The sequence below is a fragment of the Winogradskyella litoriviva genome (assembly GCF_013249065.1).
GTDB classification, from domain to species: Bacteria; Bacteroidota; Bacteroidia; order Flavobacteriales; family Flavobacteriaceae; genus Winogradskyella; species Winogradskyella litoriviva.
The window spans coordinates 868,875-889,178 of sequence record NZ_JABRWQ010000001.1; the positions used below are offsets into that span (position 1 = coordinate 868,875).

A 20,304-nucleotide genomic window follows, 5' to 3' on the forward strand; every position below is an offset into this window, starting at 1 on the left:
CTTAATACAACATGACTTTAGATTCAAAAGTACCAGAAGGTCCAATTAAAGATAAATGGACAAGTTATAAAGATAAAATCAATCTTGTAAATCCTGCCAACAAACGTCATATCGATGTTATAGTTGTTGGTACAGGTCTTGCAGGAGGTTCTGCAGCTGCAACGTTAGCAGAATTAGGATATAATGTAAAAGCATTTGCTTACCAAGATTCACCTCGTAGAGCACACTCTATTGCAGCTCAAGGTGGTATCAATGCAGCAAAAAATTACCAAGGAGATGGTGATTCTACTTATAGATTGTTTTACGATACTGTAAAAGGTGGTGATTACCGTTCTCGTGAGGCTAACGTTTACCGTTTAGCTGAGGTGTCTTCTAACATTATTGATCAATGTGTAGCTCAAGGTGTTCCTTTTGCTAGAGATTATGGAGGATTGTTAGATAACCGTTCGTTTGGTGGTGTTTTAGTATCTAGAACATTCTACGCAAAGGGTCAAACAGGACAACAATTATTATTAGGAGCTTATTCTGCAATGAATAGACAAATTGCTCGTGGTAAGATTGAAATGTTTAACCGTCACGAAATGCTAGATGTTGTTATTGTAGACGGCAAAGCAAGGGGTATAATTGCTCGTAATTTAATTACTGGTGAAATAGAAAGACATTCAGCACATGCTGTTGTTGTTGGTTCTGGTGGATACGGAAATGTATATTTCTTATCAACAAACGCCATGGGTTCTAACGCAACTGCGTCTTGGAAAATACACAAAAAAGGAGCGTTTTTTGCTAATCCTTGTTATACACAAATTCACCCAACATGTATTCCTCGTTCAGGTGATTACCAATCTAAACTGACGTTAATGTCAGAATCATTGCGTAATGATGGACGTATTTGGGTACCAAAAAACATGGAAGATGTTTTGGCAATTAGAGAAGGTCGTAAAAAACCAACCGATTTGTCAGAAGACGAACGCGATTATTACTTAGAAAGAAGATATCCTGCATTTGGTAACTTAGTGCCTCGTGATGTAGCATCTAGAGCAGCAAAAGAACGATGTGATGCTGGTTATGGTGTTAATCAGACTGGAGAGGCCGTTTATTTAGATTTTGCTTCAGCTTTTGAACGTTACGGAAAAGAGCAAGCTAAAATTCATAATATAAAAAACCCATCTAAAGAAAAAATCATTGAACTAGGACAAGCAATTGTTGAGGCAAAGTATGGTAACTTATTCCAGATGTATGAGAAAATTGTAGATCAAAATCCATACGAAACGCCTATGATGATTTATCCTGCAGTACATTACACTATGGGAGGCGTTTGGGTAGATTATAATTTAATGACTACAATTCCTGGTTGTTATTGTATTGGTGAAGCTAATTTCTCTGATCATGGTGCGAATAGACTTGGAGCTTCGGCTTTAATGCAAGGTTTGGCTGATGGTTATTTTGTGTTACCTTATACTATTGGTGATTATTTAGCTGATGATATTCGTACAGGAAAAATTCCAACAGACACTAAAGAATTTGATGAAGCAGAAAAAGAAGTCGTTGATAGAATTAACTTCTTTGTAAACAATAAAGGAACAAAATCTGTTGACTATTTCCATAAGAAGTTAGGAAAAGTAATGTGGGACAAGGCTGGAATGTCTAGAAATGCTCAAGGTCTTACAGAAGCTATGGCAGAAATTAAAGCCATAAGAGAAGAATTTTGGAAAGATGTATCTGTTCCTGGTGAAGCAAATGAAATGAACCCAGAGCTTGAAAAAGCTGGTCGTGTTGCTGATTTCTTAGAGTTAGGTGAATTATTCGCAAAAGATGCATTAGTAAGAGCTGAATCTTGTGGTGGACACTTTAGAGAAGAATCAGCAGAATTAGATGGTCCTCAGAAAGGTGAAGCTAAGCGTAATGATAAAGACTTTGCTTTTGTCTCAGCATGGGAATATAAAGGAGAACCAGCCGATGCAGTTTTGCATAAAGAAGAATTAGAATTTAAAGATATAGAATTAAAACAACGTTCATACAAATAAGAGAGTTATGTCAGGAAAAGGAATGAATCTTACATTACAGATTTGGCGTCAAAAAGATGCAAACGATAAAGGCAAGATGGTCGATTATAAAGTGACTGATATTTCAGAACACATGTCTTTCTTAGAAATGATGGATGTTTTGAATGAACAATTGGTAAACTCAGGTGAAGAACCTGTTGCATTTGATCATGATTGTCGTGAAGGTATCTGTGGTATGTGTTCTATGTATATCAATGGTGAAGCACATGGACCAGATAGAGGTATTACTACGTGTCAGTTACATATGCGTATGTTTAATGATGGTGATACTATTACTATAGAACCATTTAGGGCAGCAGCATTTCCGGTAATAAAAGATTTAGTTGTAGATAGAATGGCGTTTGAGCGTATTCAACAAGCAGGTGGATTTATTTCTGTAAACACCTCAGGAAATACACAAGATGCTAATTCTCTTCCAATCTCTAAACATGCAGCAGATGAAGCTATGGATGCGGCTACTTGTATTGGTTGCGGAGCTTGTGTAGCAACTTGTAAAAATTCTTCTGCAATGTTATTTGTTGGTGCTAAAGTATCGCAATATGCATTATTACCTCAAGGACAAGTTGAAGCTGCAGATCGAGTAAAAAATATGGTAGCACAAATGGACCTAGAAGGTTTTGGTAACTGTACTAATACTGGAGCTTGCGAAATTGAATGTCCAAAAGGTATTTCATTAGATAATATAGCACGTATGAATCGTGAATTTATGGCAGCGAATATTAAAGGTTAATATCATTCTAAGCAACAGCGAAGAATAACATATAAAAGTAAAAATCCCAAGGTAAAATCTTATCTTGGGATTTTTACTTTTCTTATATTTCCATTTTAAATATGCATTATGCAAAACCCAAATACATTTTATAAAGAGCAATTAGAAATCAATGAAATTGAATCTAAGCGTATCTTCAAACAACTTAGTTTATATAGTGTATTGCGCCTTTCAATTTTTGTACTTTCAGCGATAGGTGTCTATTTTACGTTTCAGAATTGGCAATTAGCATTAGGAATTGGTGTTGTTGGTATGGCAAGTTTTCTTTTTTTGCTTTCTAGATATACAGATTTAAAAGCCAAAAGAAATCTTCATAAACGACTTATTGAAATTAATAAAGATGAATTAAAGATTGCAAATGGCGATTTTTATGACAGGCTAGATGGCGAAGAATTTCAAGACCCAAAGCATTTTTTTAGTTTAGATATTGATTTGTTTGGAAAAGGGTCTTTCTTTCAATTTATAAACAGAACAGCAATACAAGAAGGTACTAAAAAGTTAACAGATAACTTACTTTCTAATAATATTACAAATATTGAAGCTAGGCAACAAGCTATAAAAGAATTAGCCTCATTACCTCTATGGCGACAAAATTATGCAGCTGTTGCTCAAGGTGTAGAAATAGAGCATTCCGCTAAATCTATTATCACTTGGTTAAAAGATTATAATCCCTTTTTAGGAAAAACACAGTATTGGCTGACTATTGGTTTTAGTATCGCTTCTTTGGTACTTATAGGCCTTGGAATTGCCGAAATAATTCCTGTTTCAATTGCTGGTTATTGGCTGCTATTAGGTTTAGGAATTACAGGTGTATATTTAAAGAAAATAAACATATTAGCACAATATACAGGGAGAGCAAAAGATACATTTAGGCAATATGCATTATTACTTCATGCTATTGAAACTACTGAATTTAAATCTGAATTATTACAGGCAAAACAAAAACGTATTCAGTCTGAGGGTTTAAAAGCATCAGAAATATTTTCAAAATTTTCCAAAAAACTAGATGCTTTAGATAATAGAAACAACTTAATCTCTGCAATTTTTGGTAATGGCTATTTTCTAGTTGATATCAGAAACAGCTATAATGTTGAGAACTGGATTGAACAATATGGTAGTAAAGTAGAGGATTGGTTTGAAGTCGTTACCTTTTTTGATGCCTTTAATAGTTTTGGAAATTATGCATTTAATCATCAAGATTTTACATATCCGATTTTAACAGAAGAACCTGTTACAATTTTAGCAGAAGGTTTGGGTCATCCGCTTTTAAATGCTGAAAAACGTGTAGTTAGTGATTTAAAACTTCAAGAAGAGCAATTCTTTATTGTAACAGGTGCAAACATGGCTGGGAAAAGTACATTTTTAAGAACAGTGGCTCTTCATATTGTAATGGCTAATGTTGGATTGCCTATTTGCGCTAAACAAAGTAAATACAAGCCTATAAAACTTATTACAAGTATGCGAACCACAGATTCGTTAACAGATGATAGTTCGTATTTCTTTAGTGAGCTTACACGCTTAAAATTTGTAGTAGATACTATTGAAAATGATAAGAACTATTTTGTAATACTAGATGAAATATTAAAGGGAACCAATAGTACAGATAAAGCCATAGGCTCAAGAAAATTTGTTGAAAAGCTGGTAAAACAAAATGCCACAGGCATCATTGCTACGCACGATTTAAGTCTAACAGAAATTGAAACCGAACTTGAAGCCGTAAAGAACTATTATTTTGATGCAGAAATTATAAACGACGAACTCTTTTTTGATTATAAACTAAAACAAGGGGTTTGCCAAAACATGAATGCTAGTTTTTTATTGAAGAAGATGGAGATTGTATGATGATATCTTGATTACCTGACAGGTCTGTTTTAAGGAATCAAATAAAAAACCCTCTCTATAAATAGAAAGGGTTTTTTAATGTTTTAAGAAAAGGATTCTTAAGCCTCAAAAGGCTCTATAGAAACGTAAGACTTGTTGTCTTTTTTCTTAGTAAATTTTACTAGACCATCAACTTTAGCGTGTAAAGTATGATCTTTTCCTTGGTAAACGTTTTCACCAGGATGGTGCGTGTTACCACGTTGTCTTATGATAATGTTTCCAGCAATAGCAGCTTGTCCACCAAAAATCTTAACGCCTAAACGTTTCGATTCTGATTCTCTACCATTCTTCGAACTACCAACTCCTTTTTTATGAGCCATGATCTTAAGGTTTTATATTGTTATACTTAAGTGATTTAGCAATTATGCTTTACCACCATCTAATTCGTCTTGCCATTTTTTAAGCTCGTCCCACTTACCATCAGCAGCTAATTGTGCTTGTGCTGGCCAAGTATCCGTAACATGGTTACCACGAACTCCTGCAATGATTTCAGAAATTGCTTCTGGTGTAGCTTTAGCTAAATCAGAAAAAGTAGCGATACCAGCTTCTACTAACGTAGATGCAATTTTTGGTCCAATACCTTCAACTTTCTTTAAATCATCAGCTTTGCCTGTAGCTTTTTTAGCTTTTGGTGCAGCAGCTTTCGCTTCTACTTTAGGTTCAGCTTTCTTAGTTTCTTTTTTAGGAGCTGCTTTTTTAGCTCCAGAAGCAGTAATACCTTCAATTACGATTTCAGTTAAAGATTGTCTGTGTCCGTTTTTTACACGGTAACCTTTACGTCTTTTCTTTTTAAAGACTATTACTTTATCACCTTTAAGGTGCTTTAAGACTTTAGCACTTACTTGTGCTCCGTCTATAGCTGGGGCGCCTACAGTTACATTGTTACCATCGCCAATTAAAAGAACGTTATCGAAATCTACTTTCTTACCTTCTTCAGTTGCTAAACGGTGAACAAAAACTTTTTGGTCTTTTGCAACTTTAAATTGCTGCCCTGCTATCTCTACAATTGCGTACATAGCGTAACGTTTTTATTAATTTGTTTATATCAAAATTTACTTTCTTCTCAGAAAGCGGATGCAAATATACTCCTATATTCTTAAAATACAAACGTTTTAAGGGTTTTAGAAGCTTTTTTACTCTTAAAAATGAAAAGTAAATAGTTATAAAAGACATTATAATTGTAATATAAGGTGTTTTACCATTAAAATTCCATTAAAGAGATAATCATTGTTTATTTTTGTAAGGCTAGGTGTAACAATAGACATTTAGTAAAGACTAACACTTAAAACATTTTAATTTTAAACAAGACTACAATGAAAAACTATTTAATGGCTTTGGCTTCTTTGTTGTTTATTAGCCAATTGGCTATAGCGCAAAAGGTTGAATTTGAAGAATTTGATTTAGACAATGGGCTGCATGTTATTATGCACAAAGATAACACAGCACCAGTTGTAATTACATCCGTAATGTATGATGTTGGTGGAAAAGATGGCGATAGACAAAGAACAGGTTTTGCTCACTTTTTTGAACACCTTTTATTTGAGGGCTCTGAAAACATTGGTCGTGGAGAATTTATGAAAATTATTCCTGCTAATGGAGGAACTTTTAATGCTAATACTTCTCAAGATAGAACTTATTATTACGAAATATTTCCATCTAACAAATTAGAATTGGGATTATGGTTAGAGTCTGAGCGTATGTTACATCCTGTAATAGACCAAATAGGTGTAGATACACAAAATGAAGTAGTAAAAGAAGAGAAACGTCAGTCTTATGATAATAGACCTTATGGAGGACTTTTAAAGACTATTGGTGAAAATCTTTTTGACGCACATCCTTACAAAGATCAAAATATTGGATTAATGGAGCACCTAGACGCTGCAACATTAGAAGAGTTTAATGCCTTTTTTCATAAATATTATGTACCTAATAATGCAGTTTTAGTTGTAGCAGGTGATATTGATTATGCTAAAACCAAATCTATGGTAACTGATTATTTTAGTGCTGTTAAGAAAGGTCCAGATGTGGTGAGAGATTTTCCTATGGAAACACCAATTACTGAAACTAAAAAAGCTGTTGAATACGATAAAAACATTCAAATTCCTGCAATTATTGCAGCATATAGATTACCAGGTCAGTCTACTAGAGAAGCGTATGTATTAGATATGATTTCGAGTTATTTAAGCGGAGGAAAAAGTTCGGTACTTTATAAAAAATTAATCGATGAGAAAAAGGAAGCATTAACAGTGCAGGCTGTAAACTTAGGACAAGTAGATTATAACATATTTGCATTATTTGCCTTGCCATTAGGAGATGTGAGTTTAGAAACGTTGTTAGCAGACATGGATGAAGAAATCCTTAAAATGCAAAATGAATTAATAAGCGAACGTGATTACGAAAAGCTGTTAAATCAATTTGAAAATGATTTCGTTAATTCTAATTCTAGTGTAGCTGGTATAGCAAGTTCTTTAGCAACATATTATTTATTGTATGGTGATGTTAATATTATAAATAATCAATTAGATGTTTATAGATCGATAACACGAGAAGAAATTCAATCAGTGGCTAAAAAATATTTGAGTCCTAATCAAAGAGTAGAAATTCAATATCTACCAAAAACAGAAGATCAATAATATAAAAACAGTATTAAACATGAAAAATAAAATAGTAGCGTTTTTTGCATTATTTGTTATAACTATTAGTGCAACTGCACAAATAGACAGGTCTCAACCACCTATGGCTGGTCCTGAACCTGAAATATCAATTGAAAAGCCACAAGAATTTGAATTAAAAAATGGTTTAAAAGTACTCGTAGTAGAGAACCATAAATTACCAAGAGTATCTTATTCTCTAAGAATTGATAATAAACCAATTGCTACTGGTGATAAAGCTGGTGTAGAAAGCTTAATAGGTAGTATGTTAGGAAATGGAACAACTTCAATTTCTAAAGATAAATTTAATGAAGAAGTAGATTTTTTAGGTGCTAGCTTAAACTTTGGATTTAGTGGTGGTTTTGCGAGTTCATTAACAAAGTATTCAGAAAGAATATTAGAGTTGTTATCTGATGCAGCTATTAACCCATTATTGGTTGAAGAAGAATTTGAAAAAGAAAAAACAAAATTACTAGAAGGTTTAAAAGCAGATGCAAAAAGCGCAGATGCAATTGCTGGTAGAGTTGGTTCTGCTTTATCTTACGGAACAAAGCATCCTTATGGCGAATTTGTAACTGAAGAAACTATAAACAATGTGTCTTTTGGTGATGCTGTTGCTTTTTACGAAAAGTATTTTAACCCTAATAATGCATATTTAGTAGTTATTGGTGATGTTGAATTTAAAGATGTAAAAAAGCAGGTTAAAAAATACTTTAACGATTGGACAAAATCTGTAGATGTAGATACAACCGTACCAAAACCTAGTCCTAATGTTCAGTACACGCAAATTAATTTTATAGATGTACCAGATGCTACCCAATCTAATCTTTCTATTACCAATAATGTTAATTTAAAGATGAGTGACGAGGATTATCACGCAGCTTTAATAACAAACAACATCTTAGGTGGAGGTGGAGAAGGTTATTTATTTAAAAACCTTAGAGAAGATAAAGGTTACACCTATGGTGCTTATTCTAGATTAGGTAATGATAGATATGGAGCCTCTCGTTTTAATGCAACTGCTAAAGTAAGAAATGAGGTTACAGATAGTGCTGTTGTAGAGGCGTTAAAAGAAATAAAGAGAATAAGAACAGAGCCTGTTGATGCTCAGCTTTTAAAAGATGCAAAAGAGAAATATATTGGTAATTTTGTAATGGCTTTAGAGCGTCCTCAAACCATAGCAAACTATGCTTTAAACATAGAATTAAACAATTTACCAGAAGATTTTTACTCTACATATTTACAAAAAATTAAAGATGTTACAGTAGAAGATGTTAAGCGCGTTGCTAACAAATATTTTCAAGCAGATAACTTAAGAATTATAGTTGTTGGTAATGGTGCTGAAGTATTAGAAAATTTAGAGAAAACAGGAATTCCTATCATGTATTTTGATAAATACGCTAATACAGCTGAAAAACCAAAATTCGAAGTAAAACTACCCGAAGGTGTAAATGTAAATTCAGTTATTGCTAAATATTTTGAAGCTATTGGTGGAAAAGATAAAGTAGATACTTTAAATTCTATTTTATTAAAATATGAGGCGAGTGTTCAAGGTTCTGTAGTTGTTAGTGAAGAAAAGAGAATGGAAGGAAAATTAGTGCAAACTATTTCTATGAATGGAAATCCAATGATGACTGTTTTAACTACGCAAGAAGCGGTATCTATGAATAAAAATCCACTACCTGAAAATATGGCAAATGATATGAAGCCTTTGGGTGGATTATTTACAGAATTAAATCTGTTAAATTCTGAAACGGCTAAAATAACAGGTATAGAAAAAGTAGAAGATAAAGAAGCATATAAAGTACAATTTCCTGGTGAAACAGTATCTCTAACTTATTTCTATGATGTAGAAACTGGGTTAAAAGTAAAAGAAGTTCAAACAATTTCTATGCAAGGACAAACTCAAGTACAAGAATCATTGTTAAAAGACTATCAAGAGTTTGATGGTGTTAAGTTTCCTGGTACAAGAGAAGGTTCTCAAAAGGGACAGCTTGTAGTTTATAAGTTATTAGATGCAAAAATAAATGAAGGTGTTTCTGAAGCTGATTTTAATTAAATCTAATTCACCTCTTTAAAACTAAGACCGAAGCGAAAGCTTCGGTTTTTTTATGCTCTTTTTTTATTGGCTAAGTAAACACCAACTAAAATTAATAATGAGGCTAAAAATTGAATAAAGCTAAATGATTCACCATCTAAAACACCCCAAATTAACGCAACTATAGGCATTATATAAGTTACTGAAGAGGCAAAGACAGGTGTTGACATTTGTACCAATCTAAAGAATAATATTTTAGCCAAGGCAGTGCCAAAAACGGCAAGAATAATTATATACATCAATGCTTCTGGTAATGCAGGATTCTCAAAGGTTTCGGTTGTGAAAAAGTTGCTAAATAAAAGGACTATAAATGCAGGAATTACAATAAAGACATAATTACCAGTAGCAATTGCCAATGGTTTTACATCTTGTAAATAACGTTTAATAATATTTACGTTTGCTGCGTACATAAGGGTTGATGCAATAATATATAATGCATAAAAATAGTTTTGATTAGGATTAAGTTCAGATCCCTTTAAAATTAATAGGGCAGTTCCTATAAAACCTATAATTACACCTAGTACTTGTTGTCTGTTAGAGGCAATTTTAAAAAAAGCAAAACCTATTAATATGGTGTTTAAAGGTACAAGTGAGTTTAATACAGAAGTTACAGCGCTATCTATTTCGGTTTCTGCTATAGCAAAGAAAAATGCTGGAATAAATGAGCCTAAAAGCGCAGAAAGTAATAACCACTTCCATTTAGATTTTGGAACTGTTTTTAGTTTTTTAAAACCAAATGTTAATAGAATTACACCAGTAATAATAGTTCTAAGTGAACCGATTTGATATGGTGTTAATCCAAGTAAAGATTTTTTTATTAAGATAAATGAGCTTCCCCAAATAATAGAAAGTACAATTAAATAAATCCATTTAATATTTGGAGTTTTCATATAATATAGCGCTCAATTAATCACAAAATTCGTTAATTATCTCACAAGATTCGTCAATATTTATTAGATTTAGCCAAAATAATAATAGTTTAAATCTATGAACACATTAAAAACAATAAGTTTAGTAGCTATAATGGCATTAGTTTTTACATCTTGTAAAAACGAATCGCAGCCAGAAGTTAAAACTGTAGAAGTAGAAGTGTCTAATAATGATGTAGCTTCAACTTTAGATCCTAATGCAACATATGCTAAAGTAGAATTTGGTATTGAAGGTATGACTTGTGCAATGGGTTGTGCTAAAACCATTGAAAAGAAAATGGCAAAGATGGACGGTGTAAAATCTGCAAAAGTTGATTTTGACAAACGTTTAGCTATGGTAGAATATGATGAAGCAAAAGTGTCTCCTAAATCTCTAGAAGAAGCAGTTAGTAAGGTAGCAGATATCTATAAGGTTAAAGACATGCATTTGGTTGATAGCTTTGATGGTGAAAAAAAGGCAAGTTGCGCAAATAAAACAGAGGCAGAGAAAAAAGCCTGTAAAGCAAGTTGTGCAAATAAGACAGAAGCAGAAAAGAAAGCTTGTAAGGAAGATTGCAAAGAAAAATGTTGCAATGGTGAGAAAAAGGCTTAAACTTATATATACATTATTTAAAAGCTATCCATTTGGATAGCTTTTTTTGTTTATAATGTGTCTCAATTAAAATTTTTAATTAAAACACAAACCTTAATACTTATACTTCTTTTTAAGCTGAATTAACATCTCTGAGGTCATGTTTCTAAGATTAAAATCATGAGACCAGTTCCAATCATTACGAGCTTCACTATCGTCTATAGAAGATGGCCAACTATCCGCAATAGCTTGTCTAAAATCTGGTTTGTAGCTTATTTTAAAGTTAGGCATTTCAGCCTTTATACTTTCTGCAATTTCTTGAGGCGTAAAACTAATAGCAGATAAATTATAAGAAGATCTTATATTTATCTTTTCAGATGGAGCAGCCATAATTGTTGTTGTAGCCTTAATAGCATCATCCATAAACATCATAGGTAAGTTGGTGTTTTTAGATAAAAAACTCTCATACTTTCCTTCTTTTATTGCTTCATGATAAATTTCTACAGCATAATCAGTTGTTCCTCCGCCTGGCATAGCTTTATGACTAATAATACCTGGATATCTAATACTTCTTACATCAACACCATATTTGTTATGGTAATATTCGCACCATCTTTCACCGACTTGTTTAGTAATTCCATAAACTGTAGTAGGTTCGCAGATGGTATGTTGAGGTGTGTTTTCTTTTGGTGTAGTTGGTCCAAAAACAGCAATACTACTGGGCCAAAATACTTTTTTAATTTGTCCGCCTTTAGCTAAGTTAAGAACATGAAAAAGAGAATTCATATTTAAATCCCATGCTTCCATTGGGTATTTTTCACCTGTAGCACTTAATAAAGCTGCCATAAGGTAAATTGTATCTATATTATTGTTTATACAGCAATCTTTAATTGCATTAAAGTTTTTAGCATCTAAAATTACAAATGGACCAGCATTAACTAAATCTAAGTTTCGGGTATTAATATCGCTTGCAACAACATTATCTACACCATGAATTTCTCTTAGTTTGGTAGTGAGTTCTGTACCAATTTGCCCACAGGCACCAATAATTAATATTTTTGAAGACATGAGCTACAATTGTTTTATTCGCAAAAATAAAAAGAATATACACGATGTGACATTAAAATTTTCAAAAAAATGTCAATAATATTATCAAATATTTAATCTTAAAATGGTAAGTTGAAATACTAAATATTAAAATACTTAGTTTAAGTATCTTTACCACTCAAAATAAAAATACACTTATGAAAATTACTGCTATCACTTTGTTTTTATGTAGTTTTTTAATTCTTGGATGTTCTAATGATAAAAAAGTTACATCAGATATTGAAGCCATAGAAAGCCATAATAACGATAATAAAATAACAGCTAAAACTATTGAGAATATAAAATACAAGGATTATGCGTTAAGCCCAGAAGCAGAAACGTTTGTCGTTTCTTGGACACAATATCAAGAATTATCAAAACAAATTGGTTTTTTAAAGAAAGGTGACTTTTCTTTTTTTAATGATGATGTTGCTGTTCTTCAGGAATTTATAAAGGGTTTTAAAGCCAGTATGCCCAATGAATTTAGAACCAACCCAATTACCTCAAGAAATGCAATTATTGAAACGGCTCTTTTAAAACTTAATGAATATCTTACTCTAGATAATATAGAAAAGAGTGATAAAATTTTAGGCATAAAAGAAGTGTTTGTTGCTTTTTCTAATCTTAATTATCAGATTAATAAAAAGCTAGAACGTGATATGTATAATGATATTCAACCAGAATAATAGAAAGTAAAATGCAGCTTATTGAGCTGCATTTTACTTTCTATTATTAATAGAAACGATTATTCTTTTTTTGCTGCTGCAGCCGCTTTTTGTGCTTTTTGAGCCTCTAAAGCTTCTCTGCTTATTTTTGCCATATTAAAATTAGGGTCAATAGCTAAAGCATCGTTAAATAATTGAAGAGCAGTATCAGTATTTGCTTCTTGATTTTCATTAAACTTCAATAATCCTTTTAAATATAGAAGTGCTGCTTTCATAGAAGTTTCGTAAGGCTGTTGTCTTTCATAAAAGGCGCGTTTCATGTCGTCTTTTACATTAGCTAAACCATAATCGATATTGAGTTTTGCACCTACTAAATCATTAATTTGAATTTTCATGTCAGCCATTTCATAGGCCAAATAAACATTTGGATCTCTACTAAATAATACTTCAAAATGCTCTAACGCCATTTTTGGCTGATTTAGATTTTTTAATGCTAAAGCTTTTACTTCTACATTAATATCAGAATCTGTAGCGCTTTTTTCAACGCCAATAGTATTTAAAGCTTGCATGTATTGCCCTTCAGATAGGTAAATGTAAGCTAAGGTGTCTCTTCTGGCAACAGAAGGTTCTAATACTTCAAGATGAGTCATTGCATTAATAATGCCTTGAACATCGCCTTGTTTTTTCATTTGTTTATAATATGCTTCGTAGTGTTTTTTCAATTCTGTATTTGTCTGTCCAAACATGCTCAGTGAAAATAGCATAAGAAATGCAATAGTAATCGTCTTCATTTGTTTTTTAATTAGTTTAATATTAATGGCTAAATCTATAAAAATTAATAGTAATAGGTCTTATAAAAATCATAATTTCTATGGTACTGCCGTAAAGGTATAATTCAATAGTTGTACCAAAGTGGTAGATTCTATTATTTTACCCTTACTTTCTTCTGTATAGTTATAGTTTGGAGGCGGTAGGTTTTTAAGTTTACAGTCTTCCTTATAATAGGTTTCTTTATCTATATGCTTAGGGAAGACAGCATTGAGTACTAAATTCCATAGGTTATTTTTTATGATTGTTTTAATAATCGCTACACAATCTTTTTTATGAATTAAGTTGATTGGCGCCTTTGGGTTAGATACATTTTCTCTTCCAGATAACATAGTAGATGGATGGCGAGTTTCATCTACTAAACCTCCAAATCTTAAGATTGTAGTATTAAAATTAGGATTATCTTGAAACATTTGCTCGATCTCTATAAGCTGTTTTGCGTTATTTGAAGTAGCGTTGGGTTTTGTATTAGCTGTAATTATTGGAAAATTTACTTCATTTTTAAAGACAGAAGTTGAACTTATATAAAGGACATTTTTTATACTATGTGCTTCAATAGCATGCATTAAGTGTTTTAATTCTAAAACGTGATTTTTAGTTGGATTTTTGCGTAAACCTGGCGGAATATTAATAACAATAGTTTCACTTGCAGTTAAGAATTGAGAATAATCTCCTGTAATTTCGGACTCTTTTAAATTTACTAAATACGCTTTAATACTATTAGAGTTTAAGAGGTCTAACTTATTCTTAGATGTTGTAGAACCTTTTACTATAAATTGGTCTTTAGCTAAGCTTTTAGCTAAAGTTAAGCCAAGCCATCCACAACCGATAACGCTAATTTGTGATTTCAATGCTAAAAGGATGATAATTAACGACAAAAGTACGACTTATTACGTCCATGAGCTACAGATTTGCTTAACCAATTAATTTTCAGTAACTTTAATATTCACTCTAAAAATAATCGTTATGCCAATAAAAAGTTTTCAAGGTTCTCGCAAGCAGCAAAATGTAACAGGTGCAGTGGCACTAAAGGTGAGAGATTATATGACTACTAACCTTATAACGTTTAGACCCGATCAGTCTGTGCAAGAGGTTGTAGAGTCTTTAATTAAGAATAAAATTTCTGGTGGACCTGTAGTAAATAGTAACCAAGAATTGGTTGGTATTATTTCTGAAGGTGATTGTTTAAAACAATTAAGTGAAAGTAGATATTACAATATGCCATTAGAACATGATAATGTTGAAAAACGAATGATGACTAATGTAGAAACTATAGATGCAAACTTAGATGTGTTTGATGCTGCCAATAAGTTTTTACAGTCCAAGAGAAGACGTTTTCCAATAGTGGAAAATGGAAAACTTATTGGGCAAATTAGCCAAAAAGATATTTTAAAAGCAGCACTTTCTCTAAAAGGCGAGAATTGGAATAGTACAACTAAGGGTTAAATTTTAAGAGTTTTATTGTGCTTTTCAAGAAGCTGTTATAATAACTTAGTAGAAGAATTATTAATATTAAAGGAATTAAAAAATCTAATTTTTAGATGTTAATTAGGCTAGTATTCATTTAATCATCGCGTTTAACTAAAGCATAATATTCACCTTCGAGTGGTAAATATCCTTGGTCATATACAAAATAATAAACGGTACCTGCTTTTGTGGTATAAATACTAGTAATATAATTAAAGTCGAAGCCTTTTTCTATGAGTTTAGCTCTTGAGCATTTCATTTTTTTATTTGGGTTGAGTGCTTCAAGAATTCGGTAATTTTTTCTTAATCTGTTGTTAGTATTTCTTACAAGGTTTTTAGAATCTTTGTTAAGACGGTTGTTTTGCGCATTTCTACAACCATCACTGCAGTATTTTTTATCTATTCTGCCAATAATAACATCACCACATTCTGGACACTTTTTGCGCATATTCTAATTATTTGTAATTACAATATACTAATTATAATTTTTATAAAGTATTGGTAACTAATTGTTTTAAAGAAAACCTCATGAATTAATTCTATTACAATTCATGAGGTTTTAAAATATGTTTTTATTAAAAAAAGTTAATTGCTAATTGAATACGTGCAATTTTTTTAGAAGGATTCCAAAGCGTTGTTGCGGTAACAGGAAAGCTAAGGTCTGAAAATTTCAGTGTTTTTTTAGCTGTGAAACCAACATTTACTAAATCGAAATTTTGTTCTCCATCACCATATAAGTGGGTGTCTCCATTTAATGAAAATCCTGCGCCTACAAAAGCATTTATATCTACTCTAGATTTGCTAATTAATGGATAGGATGCTTCAATGTAGGTAGAATATCTCTGCTCTCTGTCTCCATTTTCTAATTGTGAATCTCCACTACCATAGAGTAATACATCTGCCTCTAATCTTAATGGGAAATTTTCATTAAATTGATAAGAGGTTCTCAGGTCTAGAAGGTGCGTTGTTGTGTTTTTGTCGTAATTCCAAATATCCGGATTTTCAACACTACGTGTATTAAATAAATCCCATAAACCTATAGATAAACCATTTTTTGCGTACTGTACGTAGTAATTTATTTCCTTGTAAGACGTGTTATCATCATCGTTAGAAAAAGCCATTCCGCCCCAAAAACCTGTTGTAAAACTTCCAGATTTGTTTAATCGTAATTTAGAGAAAATTGCTGCCATTGGCTTGTCTGTTATTACCAAACCTCTCCATAAATGGTTAGTTTTAATGTCTAAACTAAAGTCGTAAATACTATCTTTTGTTGCTGAATCTTGGGCGTAGTTTACCTGTATCGCAAATATTGCGATAAATACTATGAGTAATTTTTTCATGTTGTTATGTGCTATTAATTAGTGTTACATTAGGTATAAGTATAATCCGGTTGCGATTAATGAGCCAATGATCGGACCAACAACAGGTATCCAAGCGTAGCTCCAGTCGCTTGATCCTTTAACAGGTAAGATGGCATGCATAATTCTTGGACCTAAATCTCTGGCAGGATTAATGGCATAACCTGTAGTTCCGCCTAATGCTAAACCGATTACCCAAACAAGGAATGCAACAGGTATAGCACCAATAGAACCTAAGCCTATAACCGCTTCAGTTGTGCCTTCTATACCTAAATTAATTGTAGGACCAGAAAGATAAAAGATGACGAATATTAAAACGAAAGTTCCTATAATCTCACTTATTAAGTTTGAAGATGTTTTTCTAATGGCTGGCCCTGTGCAGAAACAGGCTAATTTACCTGCTTCATCATCGGTAATTTTAAAGTGATCTTTGTAGAATATCCATACGATTAGAGCACCTAACATGGCTCCAATGAATTCTCCTGCAAAATATTCTGGGACTACTGCCCAAGAAAGTTTTCCGGCTGTGGCTAAAGCAATGGTTACGGCTGGGTTTAAATGAGCACCACTGTAAGGTCCTGCTATTATTACACCAAGAAATACGCCTAAAGCCCAACTTGTTGTGATTTCTATCCATCCGGCTCCATTGCCTTTGGTGCCGTTTAATACGACATTTGCAACGACACCATTACCACATATAATGAGGATCATGGTGCCTAATATTTCTGCTACTAAAATTGACATGGTTTCTGTTTTTAAAGTTGTTGTTTATTCTTCTATCCAATGTTGTGCACATTTAACTGCTTTGTGCCAATAGTGTAGCATATTATCTACCTTTTCTTTTGGAGCTTCAGGATAAAATTCTTTATCAACAGTCCACTGTGATTGTATGTCGTCAATGCTATCCCAATAACCTACTGCCAAGCCTGCTAAATAAGCAGCACCCATTGCTGTAGTTTCAAGTGTTTTAGGTCTTATTATTTTGAATCCGAATAAATCTGATTGAATTTGCATTAATAAATTACTAGCAGAAGCGCCACCATCAACTCTAAGTTCTATACTTTTTTCACCAGAATCTGCTTCCATGGCTTTTACAATATCGTATACCTGAAAAGCAATTCCTTCTAATGTTGCACGAGCAATATGTGCATCTGTAGTGCCACGAGTAATGCCAAGCATTGCACCACGTGCATACTGATCCCAATAAGGAGCACCTAAACCAGTTAATGCAGGCACAAAATAAACACCTCCATTATCTTCTGCCATTTCTGCTAAATAGTTAATTCCTGGAGCTGTTCTTACCATTCTGGCACCATCTCTTAACCATTGTATTGCTGCACCACCTACAAATACACTTCCTTCTAAAGCATAGGTTGTTTTGCCATTTATTTTCCACCCAACAGTTGTAAGAAGATTATTGTTGGAGTAAACTGCTTTGTCGCCTGTGTTCATCAATAGAAAACAACCCGTACCATAAGTGTTTTTAACCATACCAGGTTTAGTGCACATTTGTCCGAATAATGCCGCTTGTTGATCACCTGCAATACCTGCGATAGGAATTTTTGTAGAGAATAAAGTTGTTGCAGTTGTACCATAAATTTCACTGCTTTCTTTTACTTCAGGTAACATAGCTTTAGGAATATTAAATAATTCCATTAATTCTTCATCCCAAGCCATGGTATGAATGTTAAATAACATAGTTCTACTTGCGTTAGAAACATCAGTTATAAACATTTTTCCTCTAGTAAGTTTCCAAATAAGCCAACAATCTACAGTACCAAAACATAGTTTTCCGGCTTCCGCTTTTTCTCTAGCACCTTCAACATTATCTAAAATCCATTTTACTTTAGTGGCAGAGAAATAAGCATCAATAACTAAACCTGTTTTCTTCTTTATTGTATCAATATGGCCAGCATCTTTAAGCTCATCACAATATCTTGCTGTTCTTCTATCTTGCCATACAATAGCATTATAAATAGGCTCACTAGTTTCTCTGTCCCAAACAACTACGGTTTCTCTTTGGTTGGTAATGCCAATAGCAGCTATGCTTTCACCGTTTATGCCATGTTGAGCTACAACTTCTGCCGCAACCGAAATTTGAGAAGACCAAATGGCGTTAGGATCATGTTCTACCCATCCTGGTTTTGGGAATATTTGTTCAAATGGTTTTTGAGAAACTTTTACAATTTCTCCATCGTGATTAAATAATATAGCTCTCGATGACGTAGTGCCTTGGTCAAAGGCAAGTATGAGTTTGTCGTTCATAATTATTTAGTATTAATTGGTTCAATTTATTGTTGTTTATATGATGTAATTAGAGGTTACATTTGTGTAATTTGTTATTTGTTGTTGTTGCCAATTCTCATCTTTATTTAGTTCTTTGGCCATTATTTGAGCAACTTTTGGTGCCATTTTTAGACTTTCTTTAGCGTCTAGCAATTGGCTACGGACTCTACGTGCTAAAAAGTCTTCTATATGTATTGCCATTTCGTTTCTTACAGCCCAAACTACTTGTGCTTCTATAATTCCTAGTGAATCACTTAGAGAGGTGTTCCAGCCTTTTTCTTTTGAGAGTTCTATAATGTTTTCTTCATCACTTCCATAGAAATACAAAGGGTTGTTGTAATCAACATTTTCTTTGTAACCATGAATTTTTAAATGCTTTGTTTTTGTTGGTATGTGTTTCCAGTTATGATTTTTTTCGGCCTTATTTACCAAATCTTCTCCCATTCTTCTAAATGTGGTCCATTTCCCGCCAACCATGGTGAGTAAGCCAGAGTTTGATGTGTATATTTTATGACTTCTAGAGATTTCTTTCGTTTTGCTACCTTCTTTTTTTGGTGCTGCTAATGGACGTAAACCTGCAAAGACACTTAATACATCACTTCGTTGAGGTGCTTTGGTTAGGTATCTTCCTGCTGTACTTAGTATAAACCCTATTTCTTCTTCGAGAGCAACTGGTTCTAGTGATTCTTTTTCTAAAGGAGTGTCTGTGGTACCAACAATAACACGGTTATGCCAAGGCACTAAGAATAGTACACGACCATCGTCTGTTTTTGGTATAGTAATGGCGTCATCGCCAGGAAGAAAAGATTTATCTAACATTAAATGTACACCTTGACTTGGTGCAATTGTTTTGTCTGCGCCAGGTGAATCCATTTGTAAAATATCATCTGCAAAAACACCAGTAGCGTTTACAATTTGCTTTCCTTTTATTTCGAATTTTTCGCCACTCTCTTCATCATGTGCAGAAACACCAATAACTTTTCCTTCAGAATTTTTTGTTAATCCGTCTACAGCACAATAGTTAAGAGCAATAGCTCCCATTTCTACGGAACTTTGTAGTGTGTTTATGGCCATACGCGAATCGTCAAATTGGCCATCGTAGTAAACAACACCAGCAGATATTTTATCTGGATTGATAAGGGAAATTCGTTTTAAGGTTTTTGCTTTAGAAATTCGTTTTGATCGTCCTAGGCTTAGTTTACCTGCAAGTAAATCGTAAAATGTTAACCCTACAGTGTATAAAATTTCGTCATATAAGCCATGTGTTGGTATAATAAAGGATTGGCTTTTGGTAATATGTGGCGCATTTTGTAGCATTAATCCACGTTCTACAACGGCTTCTCTTACTAAGCCAATGTCTCCTTGTGCTAAATACCTAACACCACCATGTACTAACTTAGTTGCTTTACTAGATGTAGATTTTGTGAAGTCAGATTTCTCGAGTAAAACAACGGAGTAGCCTCTAGCAGATGCTTCAAGTGCAATACCAATTCCGGTAGCTCCTCCTCCTATAATTACAAAATCATAAGTTTTAGAATTTGTTCTTAACTTATCAATCATTTTTGCTCTATTCATAACATTTTGGTTTTAATTGCATGCTAAAGATATAATAAAACGAAAGTAAAAAAAAGCTTTTTTTTATTATTTTGTGT

Annotated in this window: 19 protein-coding genes; 8 read left to right on the forward strand and 11 right to left on the reverse strand. The window is 32.9% G+C overall.

Annotated elements, in window-relative coordinates; genetic code table 11:
- Positions 1 to 11 precede the first annotated feature (11 nt).
- The 3 genes from HNV10_RS03730 to HNV10_RS03740 all read left to right on the forward strand — a co-directional run bounded on the left by HNV10_RS03730 (position 12) and on the right by HNV10_RS03740 (position 4,674).
- Positions 12 to 2,024, forward strand: coding sequence for a fumarate reductase/succinate dehydrogenase flavoprotein subunit (locus tag HNV10_RS03730; RefSeq protein ID WP_173299978.1), 2,013 nt, complete (start codon positions 12 to 14; stop codon positions 2,022 to 2,024).
- A gap of 22 nt (positions 2,025 to 2,046) precedes the next feature.
- Entirely contained in the window at positions 2,047 to 2,793 is a 747-nt protein-coding gene (locus HNV10_RS03735; protein ID WP_173300061.1) for a succinate dehydrogenase/fumarate reductase iron-sulfur subunit, read from the forward strand.
- Between the two features lie 108 nt (positions 2,794 to 2,901).
- On the forward strand, positions 2,902 to 4,674 hold the full coding sequence (locus HNV10_RS03740; protein WP_173299979.1) for a MutS-related protein: 1,773 nt from the start codon (positions 2,902 to 2,904) through the stop codon (positions 4,672 to 4,674).
- Between the two features lie 98 nt (positions 4,675 to 4,772).
- Here HNV10_RS03740 and rpmA read toward each other — a convergent pair whose 3' ends face one another.
- Both rpmA and rplU read right to left on the reverse strand, forming a co-directional pair.
- A complete protein-coding gene (gene rpmA / locus HNV10_RS03745; RefSeq protein ID WP_013869859.1) occupies positions 4,773 to 5,033 on the reverse strand; it encodes a 50S ribosomal protein L27 in 261 nt (86 codons plus the stop codon).
- Between the two features lie 42 nt (positions 5,034 to 5,075).
- A complete protein-coding gene (rplU, locus tag HNV10_RS03750; protein WP_173299980.1) occupies positions 5,076 to 5,729 on the reverse strand; it encodes a 50S ribosomal protein L21 in 654 nt (217 codons plus the stop codon).
- A gap of 297 nt (positions 5,730 to 6,026) precedes the next feature.
- Between rplU and HNV10_RS03755 the strand changes: the two genes are divergently transcribed.
- A complete protein-coding gene (locus HNV10_RS03755) occupies positions 6,027 to 7,346 on the forward strand; it encodes a M16 family metallopeptidase (protein WP_173299981.1) in 1,320 nt (439 codons plus the stop codon).
- Positions 7,347 to 7,365: 19 nt separating this feature from the next.
- Complete coding sequence (locus HNV10_RS03760) at positions 7,366 to 9,423, forward strand: M16 family metallopeptidase (RefSeq protein ID WP_173299982.1); 2,058 nt, start codon at positions 7,366 to 7,368, stop codon at positions 9,421 to 9,423.
- Positions 9,424 to 9,473: 50 nt separating this feature from the next.
- Here the strand turns inward: HNV10_RS03760 and HNV10_RS03765 are convergent, their stop codons facing one another.
- Complete coding sequence (locus HNV10_RS03765) at positions 9,474 to 10,352, reverse strand: DMT family transporter (RefSeq protein WP_173299983.1); 879 nt, start codon at positions 10,350 to 10,352, stop codon at positions 9,474 to 9,476.
- Between the two features lie 97 nt (positions 10,353 to 10,449).
- Here HNV10_RS03765 and HNV10_RS03770 point away from each other — a divergent pair, with 97 nt between their 5' ends.
- Complete coding sequence (locus HNV10_RS03770) at positions 10,450 to 10,983, forward strand: cation transporter (RefSeq protein WP_173299984.1); 534 nt, start codon at positions 10,450 to 10,452, stop codon at positions 10,981 to 10,983.
- Between the two features lie 93 nt (positions 10,984 to 11,076).
- Here HNV10_RS03770 and HNV10_RS03775 read toward each other — a convergent pair whose 3' ends face one another.
- Entirely contained in the window at positions 11,077 to 12,030 is a 954-nt protein-coding gene (locus tag HNV10_RS03775) for an NAD-dependent epimerase/dehydratase family protein (protein ID WP_173299985.1), read from the reverse strand.
- Positions 12,031 to 12,206: 176 nt separating this feature from the next.
- On the opposite strand from HNV10_RS03775, the gene HNV10_RS03780 reads away from it, so the two are divergent.
- Positions 12,207 to 12,734, forward strand: coding sequence for a hypothetical protein (locus HNV10_RS03780; RefSeq protein ID WP_173299986.1), 528 nt, complete (start codon positions 12,207 to 12,209; stop codon positions 12,732 to 12,734).
- Positions 12,735 to 12,793: 59 nt separating this feature from the next.
- Here HNV10_RS03780 and HNV10_RS03785 read toward each other — a convergent pair whose 3' ends face one another.
- Both HNV10_RS03785 and HNV10_RS03790 read right to left on the reverse strand, forming a co-directional pair.
- Entirely contained in the window at positions 12,794 to 13,504 is a 711-nt protein-coding gene (locus tag HNV10_RS03785) for a hypothetical protein (RefSeq protein ID WP_173299987.1), read from the reverse strand.
- A gap of 78 nt (positions 13,505 to 13,582) precedes the next feature.
- Positions 13,583 to 14,392 carry a Rossmann-fold NAD(P)-binding domain-containing protein gene (locus tag HNV10_RS03790; protein WP_173299988.1) on the reverse strand — a complete coding sequence of 270 codons (810 nt, stop codon included), beginning with the start codon at positions 14,390 to 14,392 and terminating at the stop codon, positions 13,583 to 13,585.
- Positions 14,393 to 14,507: 115 nt separating this feature from the next.
- Here HNV10_RS03790 and HNV10_RS03795 point away from each other — a divergent pair, with 115 nt between their 5' ends.
- On the forward strand, positions 14,508 to 14,987 hold the full coding sequence (locus HNV10_RS03795) for a CBS domain-containing protein (protein WP_173299989.1): 480 nt from the start codon (positions 14,508 to 14,510) through the stop codon (positions 14,985 to 14,987).
- A 118-nt stretch (positions 14,988 to 15,105) separates the two neighbouring features.
- On the opposite strand, the gene HNV10_RS03800 is transcribed toward HNV10_RS03795, so the two are convergent.
- The 5 genes from HNV10_RS03800 to HNV10_RS03820 all read right to left on the reverse strand — a co-directional run bounded on the left by HNV10_RS03800 (position 15,106) and on the right by HNV10_RS03820 (position 20,227).
- Complete coding sequence (locus HNV10_RS03800; RefSeq protein ID WP_173299990.1) at positions 15,106 to 15,456, reverse strand: hypothetical protein; 351 nt, start codon at positions 15,454 to 15,456, stop codon at positions 15,106 to 15,108.
- Positions 15,457 to 15,583: 127 nt separating this feature from the next.
- The gene (locus tag HNV10_RS03805; protein WP_173299991.1) at positions 15,584 to 16,348 is read right to left on the reverse strand and encodes a hypothetical protein; all 765 of its coding nucleotides are present in this window, start codon (positions 16,346 to 16,348) and stop codon (positions 15,584 to 15,586) included.
- A 24-nt stretch (positions 16,349 to 16,372) separates the two neighbouring features.
- The gene (locus HNV10_RS03810) at positions 16,373 to 17,110 is read right to left on the reverse strand and encodes an MIP/aquaporin family protein (protein WP_173299992.1); all 738 of its coding nucleotides are present in this window, start codon (positions 17,108 to 17,110) and stop codon (positions 16,373 to 16,375) included.
- Between the two features lie 24 nt (positions 17,111 to 17,134).
- Complete coding sequence (gene glpK, locus HNV10_RS03815) at positions 17,135 to 18,631, reverse strand: glycerol kinase GlpK (protein ID WP_173299993.1); 1,497 nt, start codon at positions 18,629 to 18,631, stop codon at positions 17,135 to 17,137.
- A 36-nt stretch (positions 18,632 to 18,667) separates the two neighbouring features.
- Entirely contained in the window at positions 18,668 to 20,227 is a 1,560-nt protein-coding gene (locus tag HNV10_RS03820; RefSeq protein WP_173299994.1) for a glycerol-3-phosphate dehydrogenase/oxidase, read from the reverse strand.
- Positions 20,228 to 20,304: the final 77 nt, after the last annotated feature.

Coding starts and splice junctions, on each gene's coding strand:
- HNV10_RS03800 (WP_173299990.1), bottom strand. CDS start 15,456: ATGCGCAAAAAGTGTCCAGAATGTGGTGATGTTATTATTGGCAGAATA.
- HNV10_RS03735 (WP_173300061.1), top strand. CDS start 2,047: ATGAATCTTACATTACAGATTTGGCGTCAAAAAGATGCAAACGATAAA.
- HNV10_RS03810 (WP_173299992.1), bottom strand. CDS start 17,110: ATGTCAATTTTAGTAGCAGAAATATTAGGCACCATGATCCTCATTATA.
- rplU (WP_173299980.1), bottom strand. CDS start 5,729: ATGTACGCAATTGTAGAGATAGCAGGGCAGCAATTTAAAGTTGCAAAA.
- HNV10_RS03795 (WP_173299989.1), top strand. CDS start 14,508: ATGCCAATAAAAAGTTTTCAAGGTTCTCGCAAGCAGCAAAATGTAACA.
- rpmA (WP_013869859.1), bottom strand. CDS start 5,033: ATGGCTCATAAAAAAGGAGTTGGTAGTTCGAAGAATGGTAGAGAATCA.
- HNV10_RS03755 (WP_173299981.1), top strand. CDS start 6,027: ATGAAAAACTATTTAATGGCTTTGGCTTCTTTGTTGTTTATTAGCCAA.
- glpK (WP_173299993.1), bottom strand. CDS start 18,631: ATGAACGACAAACTCATACTTGCCTTTGACCAAGGCACTACGTCATCG.
- HNV10_RS03780 (WP_173299986.1), top strand. CDS start 12,207: ATGAAAATTACTGCTATCACTTTGTTTTTATGTAGTTTTTTAATTCTT.
- HNV10_RS03785 (WP_173299987.1), bottom strand. CDS start 13,504: ATGAAGACGATTACTATTGCATTTCTTATGCTATTTTCACTGAGCATG.
- HNV10_RS03765 (WP_173299983.1), bottom strand. CDS start 10,352: ATGAAAACTCCAAATATTAAATGGATTTATTTAATTGTACTTTCTATT.
- HNV10_RS03740 (WP_173299979.1), top strand. CDS start 2,902: ATGCAAAACCCAAATACATTTTATAAAGAGCAATTAGAAATCAATGAA.
- HNV10_RS03760 (WP_173299982.1), top strand. CDS start 7,366: ATGAAAAATAAAATAGTAGCGTTTTTTGCATTATTTGTTATAACTATT.
- HNV10_RS03770 (WP_173299984.1), top strand. CDS start 10,450: ATGAACACATTAAAAACAATAAGTTTAGTAGCTATAATGGCATTAGTT.
- HNV10_RS03805 (WP_173299991.1), bottom strand. CDS start 16,348: ATGAAAAAATTACTCATAGTATTTATCGCAATATTTGCGATACAGGTA.
- HNV10_RS03775 (WP_173299985.1), bottom strand. CDS start 12,030: ATGTCTTCAAAAATATTAATTATTGGTGCCTGTGGGCAAATTGGTACA.
- HNV10_RS03820 (WP_173299994.1), bottom strand. CDS start 20,227: ATGAATAGAGCAAAAATGATTGATAAGTTAAGAACAAATTCTAAAACT.
- HNV10_RS03730 (WP_173299978.1), top strand. CDS start 12: ATGACTTTAGATTCAAAAGTACCAGAAGGTCCAATTAAAGATAAATGG.